At 66.6% G+C, this 17,083-nt stretch carries 23 protein-coding genes; 2 read left to right on the forward strand and 21 right to left on the reverse strand.

Going from position 1 to position 17,083, the window contains the following annotated elements; translation table 11 throughout:
- Positions 1–19 precede the first annotated feature (19 nt).
- The 3 genes from ABRP18_RS14015 to ABRP18_RS14025 are packed head-to-tail and all read right to left on the reverse strand — an operon-like array spanning position 20 to position 3,157.
- Positions 20–1,567 carry a tripartite tricarboxylate transporter permease gene (locus ABRP18_RS14015; RefSeq protein WP_113680412.1) on the reverse strand — a complete coding sequence of 516 codons (1,548 nt, stop codon included), beginning with the start codon at positions 1,565–1,567 and terminating at the stop codon, positions 20–22.
- Entirely contained in the window at positions 1,567–2,136 is a 570-nt protein-coding gene (locus tag ABRP18_RS14020) for a tripartite tricarboxylate transporter TctB family protein (RefSeq protein ID WP_218867297.1), read from the reverse strand. The genes ABRP18_RS14015 and ABRP18_RS14020 overlap by 1 nt, the downstream gene beginning before the upstream one ends.
- Before the next feature lies 1 nt (position 2,137).
- Positions 2,138–3,157: a tripartite tricarboxylate transporter substrate binding protein gene (locus tag ABRP18_RS14025; protein ID WP_113680411.1), complete on the reverse strand. Its 1,020-nt coding sequence runs from the start codon at positions 3,155–3,157 to the stop codon at positions 2,138–2,140.
- A 163-nt stretch (positions 3,158–3,320) separates the two neighbouring features.
- On the opposite strand from ABRP18_RS14025, the gene ABRP18_RS14030 reads away from it, so the two are divergent.
- Both ABRP18_RS14030 and ABRP18_RS14035 read left to right on the forward strand, forming a co-directional pair.
- Positions 3,321–4,535: a PAS domain-containing protein gene (locus ABRP18_RS14030; protein WP_141368707.1), complete on the forward strand. Its 1,215-nt coding sequence runs from the start codon at positions 3,321–3,323 to the stop codon at positions 4,533–4,535.
- Positions 4,536–4,636: 101 nt separating this feature from the next.
- Positions 4,637–6,211, forward strand: coding sequence for an AMP-binding protein (locus tag ABRP18_RS14035; RefSeq protein WP_113680410.1), 1,575 nt, complete (start codon positions 4,637–4,639; stop codon positions 6,209–6,211).
- A 69-nt stretch (positions 6,212–6,280) separates the two neighbouring features.
- Here ABRP18_RS14035 and rplQ read toward each other — a convergent pair whose 3' ends face one another.
- The 18 genes from rplQ to rplX form a co-directional block, all read right to left on the reverse strand.
- On the reverse strand, positions 6,281–6,838 hold the full coding sequence (gene rplQ, locus ABRP18_RS14040) for a 50S ribosomal protein L17 (RefSeq protein ID WP_349884859.1): 558 nt from the start codon (positions 6,836–6,838) through the stop codon (positions 6,281–6,283).
- A 33-nt stretch (positions 6,839–6,871) separates the two neighbouring features.
- The gene (locus ABRP18_RS14045; RefSeq protein ID WP_021201111.1) at positions 6,872–7,861 is read right to left on the reverse strand and encodes a DNA-directed RNA polymerase subunit alpha; all 990 of its coding nucleotides are present in this window, start codon (positions 7,859–7,861) and stop codon (positions 6,872–6,874) included.
- A gap of 134 nt (positions 7,862–7,995) precedes the next feature.
- Positions 7,996–8,394: a 30S ribosomal protein S11 gene (gene rpsK / locus ABRP18_RS14050; protein ID WP_017829189.1), complete on the reverse strand. Its 399-nt coding sequence runs from the start codon at positions 8,392–8,394 to the stop codon at positions 7,996–7,998.
- A gap of 31 nt (positions 8,395–8,425) precedes the next feature.
- Complete coding sequence (gene rpsM, locus ABRP18_RS14055) at positions 8,426–8,800, reverse strand: 30S ribosomal protein S13 (protein ID WP_017201568.1); 375 nt, start codon at positions 8,798–8,800, stop codon at positions 8,426–8,428.
- Between the two features lie 178 nt (positions 8,801–8,978).
- A complete protein-coding gene (gene rpmJ, locus ABRP18_RS14060) occupies positions 8,979–9,095 on the reverse strand; it encodes a 50S ribosomal protein L36 (protein WP_005050492.1) in 117 nt (38 codons plus the stop codon).
- A 64-nt stretch (positions 9,096–9,159) separates the two neighbouring features.
- Entirely contained in the window at positions 9,160–9,381 is a 222-nt protein-coding gene (infA, locus tag ABRP18_RS14065; RefSeq protein ID WP_017201569.1) for a translation initiation factor IF-1, read from the reverse strand.
- A gap of 165 nt (positions 9,382–9,546) precedes the next feature.
- Positions 9,547–10,215: a thioredoxin domain-containing protein gene (locus ABRP18_RS14070; protein WP_046747824.1), complete on the reverse strand. Its 669-nt coding sequence runs from the start codon at positions 10,213–10,215 to the stop codon at positions 9,547–9,549.
- Positions 10,215–11,066 carry a type I methionyl aminopeptidase gene (map, locus tag ABRP18_RS14075; RefSeq protein WP_113680408.1) on the reverse strand — a complete coding sequence of 284 codons (852 nt, stop codon included), beginning with the start codon at positions 11,064–11,066 and terminating at the stop codon, positions 10,215–10,217. The genes ABRP18_RS14070 and map overlap by 1 nt, the downstream gene beginning before the upstream one ends.
- A 1-nt stretch (position 11,067) precedes the next feature.
- The gene (locus tag ABRP18_RS14080) at positions 11,068–11,673 is read right to left on the reverse strand and encodes an adenylate kinase (RefSeq protein ID WP_058632584.1); all 606 of its coding nucleotides are present in this window, start codon (positions 11,671–11,673) and stop codon (positions 11,068–11,070) included.
- Positions 11,670–12,992, reverse strand: a complete 1,323-nt coding sequence (secY, locus tag ABRP18_RS14085; protein WP_046747821.1) for a preprotein translocase subunit SecY — start codon at positions 12,990–12,992, stop codon at positions 11,670–11,672. The genes ABRP18_RS14080 and secY overlap by 4 nt, the downstream gene beginning before the upstream one ends.
- 183 nt (positions 12,993–13,175) lie before the next feature.
- Positions 13,176–13,811: a 50S ribosomal protein L15 gene (gene rplO / locus ABRP18_RS14090; protein WP_061016850.1), complete on the reverse strand. Its 636-nt coding sequence runs from the start codon at positions 13,809–13,811 to the stop codon at positions 13,176–13,178.
- Positions 13,811–13,996, reverse strand: a complete 186-nt coding sequence (gene rpmD / locus ABRP18_RS14095) for a 50S ribosomal protein L30 (RefSeq protein ID WP_017201575.1) — start codon at positions 13,994–13,996, stop codon at positions 13,811–13,813. Before rpmD ends, rplO begins: the two co-directional genes overlap by 1 nt.
- Positions 13,996–14,676, reverse strand: a complete 681-nt coding sequence (gene rpsE / locus ABRP18_RS14100) for a 30S ribosomal protein S5 (RefSeq protein WP_269430495.1) — start codon at positions 14,674–14,676, stop codon at positions 13,996–13,998. Before rpsE ends, rpmD begins: the two co-directional genes overlap by 1 nt.
- Before the next feature lie 20 nt (positions 14,677–14,696).
- A complete protein-coding gene (gene rplR, locus ABRP18_RS14105) occupies positions 14,697–15,056 on the reverse strand; it encodes a 50S ribosomal protein L18 (protein ID WP_017201578.1) in 360 nt (119 codons plus the stop codon).
- 2 nt (positions 15,057–15,058) lie between these two features.
- Positions 15,059–15,595, reverse strand: coding sequence for a 50S ribosomal protein L6 (gene rplF, locus ABRP18_RS14110; RefSeq protein ID WP_045264646.1), 537 nt, complete (start codon positions 15,593–15,595; stop codon positions 15,059–15,061).
- A gap of 6 nt (positions 15,596–15,601) precedes the next feature.
- On the reverse strand, positions 15,602–16,000 hold the full coding sequence (rpsH, locus tag ABRP18_RS14115; protein WP_021201117.1) for a 30S ribosomal protein S8: 399 nt from the start codon (positions 15,998–16,000) through the stop codon (positions 15,602–15,604).
- 132 nt (positions 16,001–16,132) lie between these two features.
- A complete protein-coding gene (gene rplE / locus ABRP18_RS14120) occupies positions 16,133–16,723 on the reverse strand; it encodes a 50S ribosomal protein L5 (protein ID WP_045264645.1) in 591 nt (196 codons plus the stop codon).
- Positions 16,723–17,082: a 50S ribosomal protein L24 gene (gene rplX / locus ABRP18_RS14125; RefSeq protein WP_045264644.1), complete on the reverse strand. Its 360-nt coding sequence runs from the start codon at positions 17,080–17,082 to the stop codon at positions 16,723–16,725. Before rplX ends, rplE begins: the two co-directional genes overlap by 1 nt.
- Position 17,083: the final 1 nt, after the last annotated feature.

Genomic DNA, 17,083 nt, shown 5'->3' on the forward strand with positions numbered 1-17,083 from the left:
GCTCGAATCCGCTCCCGGATCAGACCTCGGAGTCGGCCTTGATCGGCACGGCGATCGACTCGGTCAGGGCCTGCTCGTACCGGCGCTGACGGCGTCGCAGCCACAGGCCCCCGACGATCAGCAGTGCGAGCACCCCGTAGGCGATGGCGGCGAACGGCTGCATGACCAGCGTGCTCAGGTCGCCCTGGCTCAGCTGCAGTGCCTTGCGCAGCTGCTCCTCCGCCATCGGTCCGAGGATCATCCCGACCACGAGCGGCGCGACGGGGTATCCGTATCTGCGCATGAAGTAACCGAGGATGCCGACGATCAGCAGGATCACGATGTCCGACGGTGAGCTGTGCAGCGCATACGCACCGAACACCGCGAACAGCAGGATGCCCGCGTACAGGTACGGCCGCGGGATCTGCAGCAGCTTCACCCACATGCCCACGAGCGGAAGGTTGAGCACGATCAGGATGACATTGCCGATGTAGAGGCTCGCGATGAGCGCCCACACCAGATTCGACTGGCTCTCGAACAGCAGCGGCCCCGGCTGGATGCCGTAGGACTGGAACGCGGTGAGGATGATCGCCGCGGTCGCCGTGGTCGGCAGGCCCAGGGTGAGCAGAGGCACCAGCACACCGGCCGCGGCGGCGTTGTTGGCCGACTCGGGCCCGGCGACCCCCTCGATCGCGCCGCGCCCGAACTCGTCCTTGTGCTTCGACAGCTTCCGCTCCGTCGCGTAGGACAGGAACGTGGCCACGTCCGCGCCACCGGCGGGGATCGTCCCGATCGGGAACCCGATCGCGGTGCCCCGCAGCCAGGGCCTCCAGGACCTGCGCCAATCGGACTTCGTCATCCAGGACCGCCACCCACGGGTGACCGGGATCACGTCGATGCCGCCGTGTCGCAGTCGGGCCGCGATGTAGAACGTCTCACCGACCGCGAACAGCCCGACCGCGACCAACACGATGTCGACGCCGTCGGAGAGCGCGGGCAGGCCCAGCGTGTAGCGCTGCTGACCGGAGAGCCAGTCGGTGCCGACGAGCCCGAGGAACAGGCCGACGCCGAGCGAGAGCATGCCGCGCGAGATCGAGCTGCCGATCAGCGCACCGACCGTGATGAACGCGATCACGATGAGGGCGACGTAGTCGGCGGGTCCGAGGTTCACCGCGAACTGCGCGAGCAGCGGAGCGAGGAGGGTCAGCCCGAGGGTCGCCAGCGTGCCGGCGATGAACGATCCGATGGCGGCGGTGGCGAGGGCGGCGGCACCGCGTCCCATCCTGGCCATCTTGTTGCCCTCGATGGCCGTGACGATCGAGGCCGACTCCCCCGGGGTGTTCAGGAGGATGCTCGTGGTCGAGCCGCCGTACATGCCGCCGTAGTAGATGCCCGCGAAGGTGATCAACGCGGCGGCGGGGTCGAGCGTGTAGGTGAGGGGCAGCAGCAGCGCCACCGTCATGGCGGGGCCGATACCGGGGAGCACGCCGACCGCGGTGCCCACGAAGACTCCGAGGAAGGCGAACGCGAGGTATTCGGGCTGCAGCGCGGTCGCGAAGCCCTCCAGGAGCAGAGTCCAGCTGTCCATCAGAACATCCTTCCGAGCCAGCCGAGGGCCGGTCCCCACGGCAGCGACAGACCGAGCAGACCGCCGAAGACGACCTGGATCACGAGCGCCACGACGATGCCGACGAGGAACGCCATCCACCACCGCTTGGCGGCGAGCGACCACGCCACCCCGCCGAACAGCAGGGCTGCAGCGGGTGCCCAGCCGAGGGGTTCGATCAGGAGCAGGTGCGCGACGACGAGGCCGGCCAGCTTGGCGAGGGTGACCCAGTCGGTGGGCAGACTCTCATCGATGTCTTCCGCCTCCTCGGCACCGCCGCGCTCCCCGCGCAGCACGCCGACGAGCACAGCGACCGCGGAGGCGAGCAGGATCACGGAGACGAAGATCGGGAAGACCGTGGGGCCGGCCTTCATGCCGACGGGGACATGGATCAGGAAGATGCCGACGACGGCGAAGACACCGAGCGCGACCATGATTCCGGCGAACACGAGTTCGCCGACGGGGACGGAGGGAGAGCGGCGTGCGGGCCGACCGCCGTGGTCGACCCGCACCCCCTGCTCCCCTGTCCCCGACGATGCGGGGACCGTCATGTCACTGCACCAGACCGATGTTCTTCAGCGTCGCGGTGACCTCTTCGATGTTCCCCGTGAGGAACTCGTCGAACTCCTCGCCCACCAGGAACGCGTCGGTCCAGCCCTTGGTCTCGAGCTGCTCCGTCCAGGCTTCGGACTCGTGCAGTTCGGTGATCACCCGCACGAGCTCGTCCTTCTCGCCGTCGGAGATGCCGCCGGGAGCGATCACCCCGCGCCAGTTGGTGAGCACCACGTCGTAGCCCTCTTCTGTGATGGTCGGTACATCGGGAAGCTGCGACACCGGCTCGTCGCTGGACACCGCCAGGGCCTTGAGCGCGCCGCTCTCGACGTGCTGGGCGAACTCGCCCACCCCCGAGATGCCCGCAGCGACCTTGCCGCCGATGAGGAGCGGAACGGCCTCCCCGCCGCCGGAGTTCGGAGTGTAGTTGAGCTTCTCCGCGATCTCGGCGCCATCGAGCCCGGCCTCCTCGAGCATGAGTCCGGCGAGGATGTGGTCGGCGCCGCCCGCGGAGCCGCCCGTGATCGTGACGGACTGGCCGTTGTCGACGATGTCGTCCACGAGGTCTTCCAGGGTGTCGTACTTCGAGTCGGCCGGCACCACCACGACGAGCGGCTCGTCGGTGAGCCGGGCGATCGGGGTGGTGTCCTCGATCCGCACCGCCGAGGCGTTGGTCTCGACCGCGCCGACCATGACCAGCCCCATCACCATCAGCGTGTTCGGGTCCTTCTCGTTCGCGAGCTGCGCGAGGCCGACGGTGCCGCCCGCACCGCCGACGTTGGTCACGGGAGCGGAGGTCACGAGGTCGTCCTGGGTGAGCACCTGCGAGAGGGCACGTCCGGTCTGATCCCATCCACCACCGGGGTCCGCCGGCACGACGATCGACACGTCGGTGATCGCGGCGACCTCCGCTTCCCCTCCCGCGTCGTCGGTCGCTGCGCTGCCTCCGGCGCACGAGGTGAGTGTGAGTGCGGCCACCGCGGCCAGGGCGGTCCACGTTCCGATGCGTGCGTTCTTCATGTGCGCTCCTCCTTGAGCGTTCGTGATGCTGTGGATCCACCATGGAGGTCGGAGTACCGGTGCTCCAGCTTCGGAAACCATTGGTCGGAGTTTCGGAACTATTGGTCGCGAGCGGCTCCCGACCCCGCTCGCGCCCCACTCGTGGAGAGGCCAGAATGAGCACGTGGCCTCGAAGATGACGCTCCGCGTGCAGTTGCTCGTGCTGCAAGCGCTGATCGTGTTCCTGGTGACCCTGGCGACCGGCATCGTGGCTGGAGCGTTCCAGGAACAGGCGCTCCGCGAGGCCTACAAGGATCGGATGCAGGCCGTCGCGCAATCGGTCGCCGCCCTCCCCACGGTGCACGCGGCCTTCGACGACGTCGAGCCGTCCGCCGTGATCCAGCCGATCGCCGAGGTCATCCGCGAGGCATCCGATCTCGCCTACGTCGTCGTCGCCAACGAAGAGGGCATCCGCTATTCCCACCCGAACCCCGACCGCATCGGCGAGAAGGTCTCCACCGACCCGTCGATCCCGCTCTCGGGCGAGATCTACGTCGGCACGCAGACCGGCACGCTGGGCACCTCCTGGCGGGTCAAGGTGCCCATCCGCGACGACGAGGGCGACGTGATCGGCACCGCGTCCGTCGGCATCCTCGAGTCGGAGCTCAGCGAGGAGTTCTCGTCCAACCTGGTGTGGTTGATCTCCGCCATGCTGGCCGCCGCGGTGCTCGGAGTGTTCGGATCCGCGTGGGTGACCTCGATCATCCGTCGGCGCATCTACCGTCTCGAGCCGCATCAGATCGCCGCCCTCGTCAAGAACCAGGAGACGACGTTGCACGGTCTCAGCGAAGGGGTCATCACGGTGGACGACGGCGGACGGATCACGCTCGTGAACGACGCCGCCGCCCGCTTCCTGGGCCGAGACGCGGCTGACCTCGACGGTGAGCCCGCCGCCGACGCGCTCGGCGAGGAGCTCACGACCGTGCTCCGAGAGGGCGAGTCGGCCGGACGGCCGGTGATCGTGGGGTCGCACGTGCTCGTCGCCCGGAGCACCGGAAGCGATGCGGGCACCGGTGGCATCGGCGCGACGCTCCTGCTGCGCGATCACACCGAGCTGCACGACGTGGTCCGCCGCGTGGAGGCGGCGGATGCCATCATCGCCTTCCGACAGCGGCTCGGCCTGCCCAAGGGCCTCAGCGCGGAGACGCTCGACCGGGTCTCCGCCGCCCTCGTCGCCCGCCCCGATGCGTCGGCGACCGAGATCGGCGAAGACCTCGACATCTCGCGCGTCAGTGCCCGCCGCTACCTCGAGCACCTCGCCGCGTCCGGCAGTGCGACGCGCTCCCTCGACTACTCGACCAAGGGCCGCCCGAGCACCCGGTATCGCGCCGCCGTCTGACTCTCGGACGTACGCCATTCCCCTGGGACGCAGTGCCATTGTGTGCGACACTGGATCGCATCCGACGACGTCGTCAGCCTGCCCGGATCGAAGGAGATCTCATGGTTCGCAGTACCTATCCCGATGTGGAGATCCCCGAGGTCTCCATCCACCAGTTCCTCTTCGGCGACCTCACCGACGCCGAACTCGACACCGTCGCGCTCGTCGACGGCGTGAGCGGCGCGACCACGACCTATCGTCAACTCGTCGGGCAGATCGATCTGTTCGCCGGCGCTCTCGCGGCGCGTGGGGTGGGAGTCGGCACGACGGTCGGGGTGCTCTGCCCCAACGTCCCCGCTTTCGCGACCGTGTTCCACGGCATCCTCCGCGCGGGGGCGACGGCCACCACGATCAACTCCCTCTACACGGCGGAGGAGATCGCGAATCAGCTCACAGATGCCGGCGCGACCTGGGTCGTGACGGTCTCCCCGCTCCTCCCCGGAGCTCAGGCCGCTGCCGAGAAGCTCGGCTTCGACGCCGATCATGTGATCGTGCTCGACGGCGCGGACGGACACCCATCGCTCGCTGCACTCCTCGGCGAAGGGCACCCGGCACCGGCTGTGTCCTTCGACCCGTCCACCCACCTCGCCGTGCTCCCCTACTCCTCGGGAACGACCGGACGCCCGAAGGGCGTGATGCTCACGCACCGCAACCTGGTCGCGAACGTGTCGCAGTGCGGCCCGGTGCTCGGCGTCGATGCGAGCGACCGGGTGCTCGCCGTCCTGCCCTTCTTCCACATCTACGGCATGACGGTGCTGCTGAACTTCGCGCTGCGACAGCGCGCCGGACTCGTCACGATGCCGAAGTTCGACCTTCCCGAGTTCCTGCGCATCATCGCCGAGCACCGCACCACGTGGGTGTTCGTCGCTCCCCCGATCGCGGTCGCCCTTGCGAAGCACCCGATCATCGACCAGTACGACCTCTCCTCCGTGAAGGTCGTCTTCTCCGGCGCCGCCCCTCTCGACGGAGCACTGGCCTCGGCGGTGGCCAACCGGCTGGGCTGTATCGTCACCCAGGGCTACGGCATGACCGAGACCAGTCCCGCGGTGAACCTCACCTCCGAGACACGCACCGACATCGACCGCTCGAGCATCGGTCCCCTCGTTCCGAACACGGAAGCACGCCTCGTCGACCCCGAGTCGGGCGAGGACGTCACGGTGCCCGACTCGGGAACGAGCGAGCCCGGTGAGCTGTGGGTGCGCGGCCCCCAGGTGATGGTCGGGTACCTCAATCGCCCGGATGCCACGGCGGAGATGCTCGACGCCGATGGTTGGTTGCACACCGGCGATGTCGCGACTGTCACGCACGACGGCATCTACCGGATCGTCGACCGGCTCAAGGAGCTCATCAAGTACAAGGGCTATCAGGTGGCACCCGCCGTGCTGGAAGCCGTGCTGCTCGAGCACCCCGCCATCGCCGATGCGGCCGTCATCGGTGCCTTCGATGAAGACGGGCAGGAGGTGCCGAAGGCGTTCGTCGTCCGTCAGCCGAGCGCCGACCTCGATGCGGAGTCGGTCATGGCGCACGTGGCCGCACACGTGGCACCGCACGAGAAAGTCCGGCAGGTGGAGTTCATCGATGTGATCCCCAAATCGAGCTCGGGGAAGATCCTGCGCAAGGATCTGCGCGCGCGCTGACGACGTCGCCCGGAACACGAAGAAGCCCGCCACCCCGAAAGGGCGGCGGGCTTCTTCATGAGCGAGTGCTTACTCGGACTTCTTCTCGACAGCGTCCTCGGCAGCAGCCTCAGCGGCTTCGCCTTCGGCCTGCGACTCGGCGCCGGCCTCGACGGTCTCGTCGGCGGGAGCCTCCTCAGCGGGAGCCTCCTCGACGGCCTCAGCCGGCTTCTCGGCCTTCTCGGCCTTCGGAGCAGCAGCCTTCTTGGTCGACTTCGCCTTCGGGGTGACGGGCTCGAGGACGAGCTCGATCACGGCCATCGGAGCGTTGTCGCCCTTGCGGTTGCCGACCTTCGTGATGCGGGTGTAGCCACCCTCACGGTCCGCGACGAGCGGCGCGATCTCGGAGAACAGGACGTGCACGACTTCCTTGTCACCGATGACCGAGAGCACGCGACGACGCGCGTGCAGGTCGCCACGCTTGGCGAACGTGATCAGTCGCTCGGCGAGCGGACGAAGGCGCTTGGCCTTGGTCTCGGTCGTCTTGATCGACTTGTGGGTGTAGAGCGCCGCCGCGAGGTTGGCAAGCATCAGGCGCTCGTGGGCGGGGCCGCCTCCGAGGCGGGGACCCTTAGTGGGCTTGGGCATAATCGTCTAACTCCTGGTCAGAAAGGTCGGGTATCAGAAGGACTCGTCTTCGCTGCCGCCGTAGAAGTGGGCGCCGTCGAAACCGGGCACCGAATCCTTGAGCGACAGACCGAGCGAGATGAGCTTGTCGCGCACCTCGTCGACCGACTTCTGGCCGAAATTGCGGATGTTCATGAGCTGCGTCTCCGACAGGGCGACGAGCTCGGAAACGGTGTTGATGCCCTCACGCTTCAGGCAGTTGTACGAGCGGACCGACAGGTCGAGGTCCTCGATCGGCATCGACAGCTCGCTGGAGTTCACTGCCTCCACCGGCGCCGGGCCGATCTCGATGCCCTCGGCCTCGACGTTCAGCTCGCGGGCGAGACCGAACAGCTCGGTGAGCGTCTTCGCAGCCGAAGCGACGGCGTCGCGGGGGCTGATCGCCGACTTGGTCTCGACATCCAGGACGAGCTTGTCGAAGTCGGTGCGCTCCCCGGCACGGGTCGCGTCGACGCGGTAGCTGACCTTGAGGACCGGCGAGTAGATCGAGTCGATCGGGATCTGACCGGCCTCGGCGTACTCGTTGCGGTTCTGCGTCGCCGAGACGTAGCCACGGCCACGCTCGATGGTGAGCTCGAGCTCGAACTTCGCGGTGTCGTTCAACGTCGCGATGACGAGCTCGGGGTTCTGCACCTCGACACCGGCCGGAGCCGAGATGTCAGCGGCGGTGACTTCGCCCGCACCGGTCTTGCGCAGGTACGCGGTGATGGGCTCATCGCGCTCCGACGAGACGACGAGCTGCTTGATGTTGAGGATGATCTCGGTGACATCCTCCTTCACGCCGGGGATGGTGCTGAACTCGTGCAGCACGCCGTCGATGCGAACGCTGGTGACAGCAGCACCGGGGATCGACGACAGCAGGCTGCGGCGCAGCGCGTTGCCGATCGTGTAACCGAAGCCGGGCTCCAGAGGCTCGATGATGAACCGGCTACGGTTCTCGACGATCTTTTCCTCGGTCAGTGTGGGACGCTGTGCAATAAGCACTCTGTGTTCCTTTCGATCACATGCCCGCTATATGACATGTGGTGGGGTGAGGTTTTGAGTTGTGGAAGTCGATGCCCGCACGCGGGCGTCGAGCCGCTCAGACCGCGAAGGGACCGAGCGGCTCGACACGCGAATCAGACGCGGCGACGCTTCGGCGGACGGCAGCCGTTGTGTGCCTGCGGGGTGACGTCCTGGATCGAGCCGACCTCGAGGCCTGCGGCCTGGAGCGAGCGGATCGCGGTCTCGCGGCCGGAGCCCGGACCCTTCACGAGGACGTCGACCTTCTTGACGCCGTGCTCCGCAGCCTGACGGGCAGCGGACTCGGCAGCCATGCCGGCGGCGTACGGGGTCGACTTGCGGGAGCCCTTGAAGCCCACGCCACCCGACGATGCCCAGGCGATGACGGCGCCGGACGGGTCGGTGATCGAGACGATCGTGTTGTTGAACGTCGACTTGATGTGGGCCTGGCCCAGCGCGATGTTCTTCTTTTCCTTGCGGCGCGGCTTGCGCGCGGCGGCCTTGGGTGCAGCCATGAAAGTGTTCTCCTAGTCCCTGGGGCCGCGCTTAGCGGGCCTTCTTCTTGCCTGCGACGGTGCGCTTCGGGCCCTTGCGGGTACGGGCGTTGGTCTTGGTGCGCTGACCACGGACCGGGAGACCACGACGGTGGCGGATGCCCTCGTAGGAGCCGATCTCGACCTTGCGGCGGATGTCTGCTGCAACCTCGCGGCGCAGGTCACCCTCCACCTTGTAGTTGCCTTCGATGTGGTCGCGGAGGGCGATCAGCTGGTCGTCGCTGAGGTCCTTCACGCGGATGCTCTCGTCGATGTCCGTCGCCTTGAGGATCTCGACCGAGCGGGTACGGCCGACGCCGTAGATGTAGGTAAGGGCGATCACCACGCGCTTGTCGCGCGGGATGTCAACGCCGGCAAGACGTGCCATGCGGTTCTCCTGGGTGTTGTGGAGGTGTGGAACAGGATCGGTGCCCGGGCCTCCGCCCCGAGGTGTCCCCCGCATGCGCGGGTTCTGATCCTGCCGTTGTGTATTCAGTTGTGAGATGTGCGTGAGCGATACCGCACAGCGCGGGCCCGTCGATCAGACCGGCGGGCCCGCCAGGGACTCAGCCCTGGCGCTGCTTGTGACGCGGGTTGCTCTTGCAGATCACCATGACGCGGCCGTGACGGCGGATCACCTTGCAGTGATCGCAGATGGGCTTGACGCTGGGGTTGACCTTCATGATGTTTCCTGTTCGCTGTCTTCGTACCGCCCCCGGCAGGGGCAGGCCGTTACTTCTCGACCGATCAGCGGTAGCGGTAGACGATACGGCCGCGGGTGAGGTCGTAGGGGCTGAGCTCCACGACCACGCGGTCCTCGGGGATGATGCGGATGTAGTTCTGCCGCATCTTGCCGGAGATCGTTGCAAGGACCTTGTGTCCGTTGCTGAGCTCAACGCGGAACATCGCGTTGGGCAGAGCCTCGGAGATCACGCCCTCGATCTCGATGACACCGTCTTTCTTAGCCATAGCCTCGCTGACGCTTCTGCAGATCGGTCGATCTGCGGTGGGTGATGGGATTGCGGTACTGCGCCGACGGACACGCCGAATCAAGGCACAAAGCACCAAAGATCTATGTTAGACGCTCCGGAGCCATCGGGCAACTCGACCGCGTGCGGCGGACGAGCAGCGGGCTCAGCTGATCAGGTCGGTGAACTTCTTGAGGTCGGCCTGGTCCTGCAGGTTGAGGCGCGTTCCGTTGATCTCGACCGTCGGCGTTCCCGCGATCTCGTGCGACTTCGCCTGGGCTGCTCCGAACTTGCGGTACGTCTCATCGGTGATGCACGACACGGCGTCGTCTGCGCCGACCTGCGTCGCGAAGCCCGCGAGCTGGTCGTTGGTGAGACCCGAGGTGTTCTCCGCAGGCTGGTTCTCGAACAGTGTCTTGGCGAAGTCGAGGTACAGCTCCGGGTTCGACTCCGCGACGCACACCGCGGCACCGGCCGAGCGCGACGAGTACTCGGTCCCCTGCGAGAACCGGTCGAGGATCGCGATGGGGTGGTACTCGAGGGTGATACGACCGTCGGCGGCCGCAGCCTCCAGCTGTCCACCGAACTGGTCCTCGAAGGTCTTGCAGACCGGGCACTGGAAGTCGACGAACACCGCGATCGTGTCTTCGCCGTCCCCGAACGAGATCGCCCCGGTCTCGGAGTTGAACGTGTCGTTGGCCTTGGGCGTCGCACCGGGCGCGGTGGCCTGGTTGTTGAGGAACACCACGAGACCGCCGATCGCCACCAGCACCACGACGACGGCGATCGAGACGCCGATCGCGAACCAGTTGGTGTTGCTCTTCGCCGCTGCCATTACTTTCCGATCTCTCGAGGCTCTACCCCGAACGGGGCGAGTCCGGCTCTTCCTCCATCGGGCGCGGTGAGCACCCAGATACCCCCATCATGCAGGGCGACGCTATGTTCCCAATGGGAGCCGTCCGTACCGTCCACCGTCGTGACGGTCCAGTCGTCCTCCTCGATGAAGGTGGCATCTCCGCCGGCGGTGACCATGGGCTCGATCGCGAGCACCAGACCGGGCTTCAGGTCTTCGCCACGGTCGGGCGTGCGGTAGTTGAAGACGCTGGGGGCCTCGTGCATCTTGCGACCGATGCCGTGACCCACGTACTCGCGCAGGATGCCGTAGGGCTCGCCCGAGACCGCTGAGGGCCCCTGAGCCTCGATGTAGTCCTGGATGGCCGCACCGATCTCGTCGATGGACGAGACCGAGGCCATGGCGGCGATCCCGGCCCACATCGACCCCTCGGTGACGCGGGAGAGCTCTTCGCGCTGGGCGACGAGCTCCGGGCGCTCCGGGTCGGGCACGACGACCGTGATGGCGCTGTCGCCGTTCCACCCGCGGAACTGCGCACCGCAGTCGACCGACACGATGTCTCCCGGCTGGAGCACCCGCTCCCCCGGGATCCCGTGCACGACCTGCTCGTTCACCGAGATGCAGGTCGTGTGGTGGTAGCCGCGCACCAGCTGGAAATTCGACTCGGCGCCGCGGGCGAGGATGGTGCGGTTCGCCACGGTGTCGAGTTCGAGGGTGGTGACCCCGGCCTTGATCAGCGGGCGGACGGCGTCCAGTGCCGCTGCCGTGATCAGCCCGGGCTCCACCATGGCCCGCAACTGAGCCGGGGTCTTGTAGATCGACCGGCGGAACATCTCAGGAGGTGGAGACCGCGGGACGCAGGCCGCGCGCGGCCAGAGCCTGTGCGATGCGCTCGGTGATCTCGTCGAGCGAGCCGACGCCGTCGATGCGGTCGACGATGCCCTTGGCGCCGTAGACCTCAAGGATCGGGGCGGTCTCGTTCTCGTAGATGTCGAGACGGTGACCGATGGCCTCGGGGGTGTCGTCGGAGCGTCCCTGCTCGGTCGCACGGAGCGTCAGACGCTCCAGGCTCTCCTCGCGGGGCACGTCGAGGAGGATGACGGCGTCGAGCGCCTCGCCCCGTTCGGAGAGGAACGACTCGAGGTGGTCGACCTGTGCGGTGTTGCGCGGGTAGCCGTCGAGGAGGAAACCCTGCGCGGCGTCCTCCTGCGACAGACGGTCGCGCACGATCTCGCTGGTCAGCTCATCCGGAACGAGGTCACCCTTGTCGAGGATCGCCGTGACCTGCTGGCCGAGCGGCGTTCCCTCCTTGATGTTCGCGCGGAAGATGTCGCCGGTCGACACGACCGGGATGCCGTAGGACTCGGCGATCCGCACGCCCTGCGTGCCTTTGCCCGAGCCCTGCGGGCCGACGATGAGAAGACGTGCGGAAGCTGTCATCGGAGGAGCCCTTCGTAGTGTCGCTGCTGCAGCTGCGCATCGATCTGCTTGACCGTCTCGAGACCCACACCGACGATGATGAGGATCGAGGCGCCGCCGAACGGGAAGTTCTGGTTGGCGCCGACGGTGGCCAGGGCGATGAGCGGGATGAGCGCGATCAGACCGAGGTAGAGGGAGCCGGGGAGCGTGATGCGGGTGAGCACGTAGTCGAGGTACTCGGCCGTCGGACGCCCCGCACGGATGCCGGGGATGAACCCGCCGTACTTCTTCATGTTGTCGGCGACCTCGACCGGGTTGAAGGTGATCGCCACGTAGAAGTAGGTGAACCCGATGATCAGCAGGAAGTAGGCCGCCATGTACACGGGGCTGTTGCCGGTCGTGAAGTTCGTCGTGATCCAGGTCACCCAGGCCGCCGGAGTAGATCCGTCCTGCGGGGTGTTGAACTGCGCGATGAGGGCCGGGATGTACAGCAGCGACGAGGCGAAGATCACGGGGATCACACCCGCCATGTTCACCTTGATCGGGATGTAGGTGTTCGTGCCGCCGTAGGTGCGTCGACCGACCATGCGCTTGGCGTACTGCACGGGGATCCGTCGCTGGGATTGCTCGACGAACACGACGAGCCCCATCACGATGATCCCGACCAGCAGCACGAGCAGGAAGACCTCGAAGCCCTTGGTCTGCCAGATCAGACCCATGGCGCCGGGGAACGTCGCGGCGATCGAGGTGAAGATGAGCAGCGACATGCCGTTGCCGATGCCGCGCTCGGTGACGAGCTCTGCGAACCACATGATCAGACCGGTACCGGCCGTCATCGCCATGATGATGAGCAGCTGCGCCCACCACACGTCGTTCGTCAGAAGCTGCTGGCAGGCCGCGAGGTCGGTGGTTCCGAAGAGCTGGCCGCTGCGCGCCACTGTGACGAGGGTCGTCGACTGCAGCAGCGCGAGGGCGATCGTGAGGTAACGCGTGTACTGCGTCAGACGGGCCTGACCGGCCTGTCCTTCCTTGTGCAGCGCCTCGAAGTGCGGGATGACCACGCGCAGGAGCTGCGTGATGATCGTCGCGGTGATGTACGGCATGACACCGAGCGCGAAGATCGACAGCTGCAGCAGTGCACCACCGGAGAACAGGTTGACCAGCCCGAGCAGCCCATCGGTGCCGGCGTTGGCGGCGAGACACTCCTCGACGTTCGGGAAGTCCACGAACGGAGCCGGGACGTTGGAGCCGAGTCGGTAGATCGCGACGATGGCGAGAGTGAAACCGATCTTCCGCCGCAGGTCTGGGGTGCGGAAGATCCGCGCGATGGCGCTAAACAAGGACGTTCCTCCTGAAAAGGTTGCCGATTCCCGAAGGACGGCTGAAAGACCAGGGTAACGCAAACCGGGCTTCCCGGAATTCGCCACCGATACCAGGCCCGCCGGATGCGGCCCCAGAGCAAGGTCTCGGAGTGTGAAACCACAAGAGGGGCCGGAGAATCTCCGGCCCCTCTTGCTGTGCGGTTACTTGACGGATCCGCCAGCCGCGACGATCTTCTGCTCGGCAGAACCCGAGACCTTGTCGACCGAAACGGTGAGCTTCACGGCGATGTCGCCGTTTCCGAGAACCTTGACCTTCTCGTTCTTGCGAACGGCACCCTTGGCGACCAGGTCGCCGACGGTGACGTCGCCACCCTTCGGGTACAGCTCCGCGAGCTTCTCCAGGTTCACGACCTGGTACTCCACGCGGAACGGGTTCTTGAACCCGCGCAGCTTCGGGGTGCGCATGTGCAGCGGCATCTGCCCACCCTCGAAGCCGACGCGAACGGTGTTGCGCGCCTTGGTGCCCTTGGTTCCACGACCAGCGGTCTTACCCTTGGAACCCTCACCACGGCCGACGCGAGTCTTGGCGGTGTTGGATCCGGGGACCGGACGCAGGTGGTGCACCTTCAGCACGCCGGGGCGGGATGCCGGAGCATCCTTCGCCGGCGTCGCCTTCTTGGCGGCAGGCTTCTTGGCAGCGCCCTCAGCCTTGGCATCGGCGGCAGCGGTCTTGGCCGGAGCCTTCTTCGCAGCCGGCTTCTTCTCGGCGGCAGCCTTGGGAGCCGCAGCCTTCTTCGGGGCCTTCTCAGCCTCGACGGCCTCGTTCTTCTCGGCCATTAGTCGATCTCCTCAACCTTGACGAGGTGGGCGACGGTCTTGACGTAACCGCGCGTCTGCGCGTCGTCGGGGCGGACGGTGGTGTCACCGATCCGCTTCAGACCGAGGCTGCGCAGCGTGTCGCGCTGGTTCTGCTTCTCGCTCACCTTGGACTTGATCTGCGTGACCTTCAGTCGCGCGGCCATCAGGCACCTACCTTCTGTGCGGCGATGGCGTCTGCCTCGGCGCGCACGAGACGCGCAGGGGCAACCTGGTCGAACTCGAGGCCACGACGTGCGGCGACCGCACGAGGCTCCTCGAGCTGCTTCAGGGCGGTGACCGTCGCGTGCACGATGTTGATCGTGTTCGACGAGCCGAGCGACTTCGACAGCACGTCGTGGATACCGGCGCACTCGAGCACGGCGCGGACCGGACCACCGGCGATGACACCGGTACCGGCGGCAGCCGGACGGAGCAGGACCACACCGGCGGCCGCCTCACCCTGCACGGGGTGCGGGATGGTGCTGCCGACGCGCGGAACGCGGAAGAAGTTGCGCTTGGCCTCTTCGACACCCTTCGAGATCGCCAGAGGGACCTCGCGGGCCTTGCCGTAGCCGACACCGACCAGACCGTTGCCGTCACCGACGACCACGAGGGCGGTGAAGCTGAAGCGACGACCACCCTTCACGACCTTCGAGACGCGGTTGATGGTGACGACGCGCTCCAGGAACTGGTTGTCGCCGCGGTCACGGGAGTTGCGGTCACGACCGCCACCCTGGTTGCGGTCGCCACGGCCGCCGCGGCGGCCGTCACGCGAGTCGCGAGCCGGCTCGGCCTGCGTGGTGCCGGCAGCCGTCTCGGAAGTGGCAGCAGCCGCTTCGGTCACTTCGTTCTCCTTGTTGTCACTCACAGTGCCAGACCCCCCTCGCGGGCGCCGTCGGCGATGGCGGCGACACGACCGGCGTAGCGGTTGCCGCCACGGTCGAACACTGCCTCGGAAACGCCGGCAGCCTTCGCACGCTCGGCGAGGAGCTCGCCGACCTTGCGGGCCTTGGCGGTCTTGTCACCCTCGAGCGAGCGCAGGTCGGTCTCGAGCGTCGAAGCCGACGCAACGGTGTGACCCTTGCTGTCGTCGACCAGCTGCACGAAGACGTGGCGGGCCGAGCGGTTGACGACGAGACGCGGACGCGCCTCGGTGCCGACGACCTTCTTGCGAAGGCGGGCGTGACGACGCGCGCGGGCGTCAGACTTTGACTTGAGAGCCATGGTTACTTACCACTCTTTCCGGCCTTGCGACGCACGTTCTCGCCGGCGTAGCGCACACCCTTGCCCTTGTACGGCTCGGGCTTGCGGATCTTGCGGATGTTGGCAGCTGCCTCGCCGACAGCCTGCTTGTCGATCCCGCTGACGGTGAGCTTCGTGGTGCCCTCGACCGTGAGCGTGATGCCGGCGGGCGGGTCGATCAGGACCGGGTGCGAGAAGCCGAGGGCGAACTCGACCGAGCTGCCCTTCTGCTGCACGCGGTAACCGGTACCGACGACCTCGAGACCCTTGGTGTAGCCCTGGGTCACGCCGATGATGTTGTTGTTGATGAGCGTGCGGGTCAGGCCGTGAAGCGACCGCGACTCGCGCTCGTCGTCGGGACGGGAGACCAGAACCTGGTTCTCCTCGACCGCGACCTCGATGGGGCTGGCCACCGTGAGGGTGAGCTCACCCTTGGGGCCCTTCACCGCGACCTCACGGCCGTTGACCGAAACGGTCACGCCCGCAGGAACGTCGATGGGAAGTCGTCCAATACGCGACATTTCGAATTACCACACGTAGGCGAGAACTTCTCCGCCCACGCCCTTCTGCTCTGCCTGACGGTCGGTGAGAAGACCGGAGGAGGTGGACAGGATCGCCACGCCAAGGCCGCCGAGGACCGTGGGGAGCTCGGTCGACTTCGCGTACACGCGGAGACCGGGCTTCGAGACGCGCTTGATGCCAGCGATGGAGCGCTCACGGTTGGGACCGTACTTCAGCGTCAGCGTGAGGTTCTGTCCGACGCGGGCGTCAGAGGTCTCCCAGCCGGCGATGTAGCCCTCCTGCTGGAGGATCTGAGCGATGTGCGTCTTGAGCTTGCTCGACGGCAGGGTCACGGAATCGTGGTGCGCCGAGTTCGCGTTGCGCAGACGGGTCAGCAGATCTGCGACCGGGTCTGTCATTGTCATTGTTGTTTTCCTTTGTTCATGAGGTTCCGGCTGCCGTTACACGACAGACGGCCTGCGATGACACGCAATTTTCAATTGTACGTGCACATCGACGGGCTCAGTGACACGAGACCACTGAGCCCGTCGAGGGTGTTACGCCTGTGCGTCTTCCGAGCGGAACGGGAAGCCGAGGTGGCGGAGCAGTGCCCGGCCCTCGTCATCCGTCTTCGCGGTGGTGACGACGGTGATGTCGAAACCGCGAACCCGGTCGATCTTGTCCTGATCGATCTCGTGGAACACGCTCTGCTCCTGGAGACCGAAGGTGTAGTTGCCGTTGCCGTCGAACTGCTTGCCCGAGAGACCGCGGAAGTCGCGGATACGGGGCAGTGCGAGCGAGACGAGGCGATCCACGAACTCCCACGCGCGGTCACCACGGAGGGTGACGTGCGCGCCGATGGCCTGTCCCTCGCGCAGCTTGAACTGCGCGATGGACTTGCGAGCCTTCGTGACGATCGGCTTCTGGCCGGTGATCTTGGTGAGATCGTCGACCGCGCCATCGATCACCTTGCTGTCGCGAGCTGCCTCGCCGACACCGGTGTTCACGACGACCTTGACCAGTCCGGGGATCTGCATGACGTTCGCGTAGCCGAACTCTTCCTGCAGAGCCTTCTTGATCTCGGTGTTGTACTTCTGCTTCAGGCGCGGCTGGATCTTGCCAGCCGGCGCGGCAGTGTCGGTGCTCATCAGAGGTCCTTACCGCTCTTCTTCGCGTAGCGCACACGGACGGTGCGCTTCACGCCGTCCTTCGTCTGCTCCTCGACCCGGTGGCCGACCTTGGTCGGCTTCTTGGTCGAGGGGTCGACGAGTGCGACGTTCGAGATGTGGATGGAGGCTTCGACGGTCTCGATGCCTCCGGTCTTGGTGCCACGCTGCGTCTGGCCGACGCGCGTGTGCTTGGTGACGTAGTTCACGCCTTCGACGATCACGCGGTTCTTGTCGGCGAGGACATCCAGGACCTTGCCCTGCTTGCCACGGTCGCCGCCACGCTCCTGCGTGGCACCGGTGATGACCTGAACCAGGTCACCCTTCTTGATCTTCGCCATG

It is taken from the genome of Microbacterium sp. WHRI 7836 (genome assembly GCF_040223885.2).
In the GTDB taxonomy this organism is placed as follows: domain Bacteria; phylum Actinomycetota; class Actinomycetes; order Actinomycetales; family Microbacteriaceae; genus Microbacterium; species Microbacterium oxydans.

Bases quoted from the DNA above. Each gene is read 5' to 3' on its own strand.
- ABRP18_RS14015 (WP_113680412.1), bottom strand. From the start codon at position 1,567: ATGGACAGCTGGACTCTGCTCCTGGAGGGCTTCGCGACCGCGCTGCAG.
- ABRP18_RS14020 (WP_218867297.1), bottom strand. From the start codon at position 2,136: ATGACGGTCCCCGCATCGTCGGGGACAGGGGAGCAGGGGGTGCGGGTC.
- ABRP18_RS14025 (WP_113680411.1), bottom strand. From the start codon at position 3,157: ATGAAGAACGCACGCATCGGAACGTGGACCGCCCTGGCCGCGGTGGCC.
- ABRP18_RS14035 (WP_113680410.1), top strand. From the start codon at position 4,637: ATGGTTCGCAGTACCTATCCCGATGTGGAGATCCCCGAGGTCTCCATC.
- rplQ (WP_349884859.1), bottom strand. From the start codon at position 6,838: ATGCCCAAGCCCACTAAGGGTCCCCGCCTCGGAGGCGGCCCCGCCCAC.
- rpsK (WP_017829189.1), bottom strand. From the start codon at position 8,394: ATGGCTGCACCCAAGGCCGCCGCGCGCAAGCCGCGCCGCAAGGAAAAG.
- rpsM (WP_017201568.1), bottom strand. From the start codon at position 8,800: ATGGCACGTCTTGCCGGCGTTGACATCCCGCGCGACAAGCGCGTGGTG.
- rpmJ (WP_005050492.1), bottom strand. From the start codon at position 9,095: ATGAAGGTCAACCCCAGCGTCAAGCCCATCTGCGATCACTGCAAGGTG.
- infA (WP_017201569.1), bottom strand. From the start codon at position 9,381: ATGGCTAAGAAAGACGGTGTCATCGAGATCGAGGGCGTGATCTCCGAG.
- ABRP18_RS14070 (WP_046747824.1), bottom strand. From the start codon at position 10,215: ATGGCAGCGGCGAAGAGCAACACCAACTGGTTCGCGATCGGCGTCTCG.
- map (WP_113680408.1), bottom strand. From the start codon at position 11,066: ATGTTCCGCCGGTCGATCTACAAGACCCCGGCTCAGTTGCGGGCCATG.
- ABRP18_RS14080 (WP_058632584.1), bottom strand. From the start codon at position 11,673: ATGACAGCTTCCGCACGTCTTCTCATCGTCGGCCCGCAGGGCTCGGGC.
- rplO (WP_061016850.1), bottom strand. From the start codon at position 13,811: ATGGCCGAGAAGAACGAGGCCGTCGAGGCTGAGAAGGCCCCGAAGAAG.
- rpmD (WP_017201575.1), bottom strand. From the start codon at position 13,996: ATGGCCGCGCGACTGAAGGTCACGCAGATCAAGTCCAAGGTGAGCGAG.
- rplR (WP_017201578.1), bottom strand. From the start codon at position 15,056: ATGGCTCTCAAGTCAAAGTCTGACGCCCGCGCGCGTCGTCACGCCCGC.
- rplF (WP_045264646.1), bottom strand. From the start codon at position 15,595: ATGTCGCGTATTGGACGACTTCCCATCGACGTTCCTGCGGGCGTGACC.
- rpsH (WP_021201117.1), bottom strand. From the start codon at position 16,000: ATGACAATGACAGACCCGGTCGCAGATCTGCTGACCCGTCTGCGCAAC.
- rplE (WP_045264645.1), bottom strand. From the start codon at position 16,723: ATGAGCACCGACACTGCCGCGCCGGCTGGCAAGATCCAGCCGCGCCTG.
- rplX (WP_045264644.1), bottom strand. From the start codon at position 17,082: ATGGCGAAGATCAAGAAGGGTGACCTGGTTCAGGTCATCACCGGTGCC.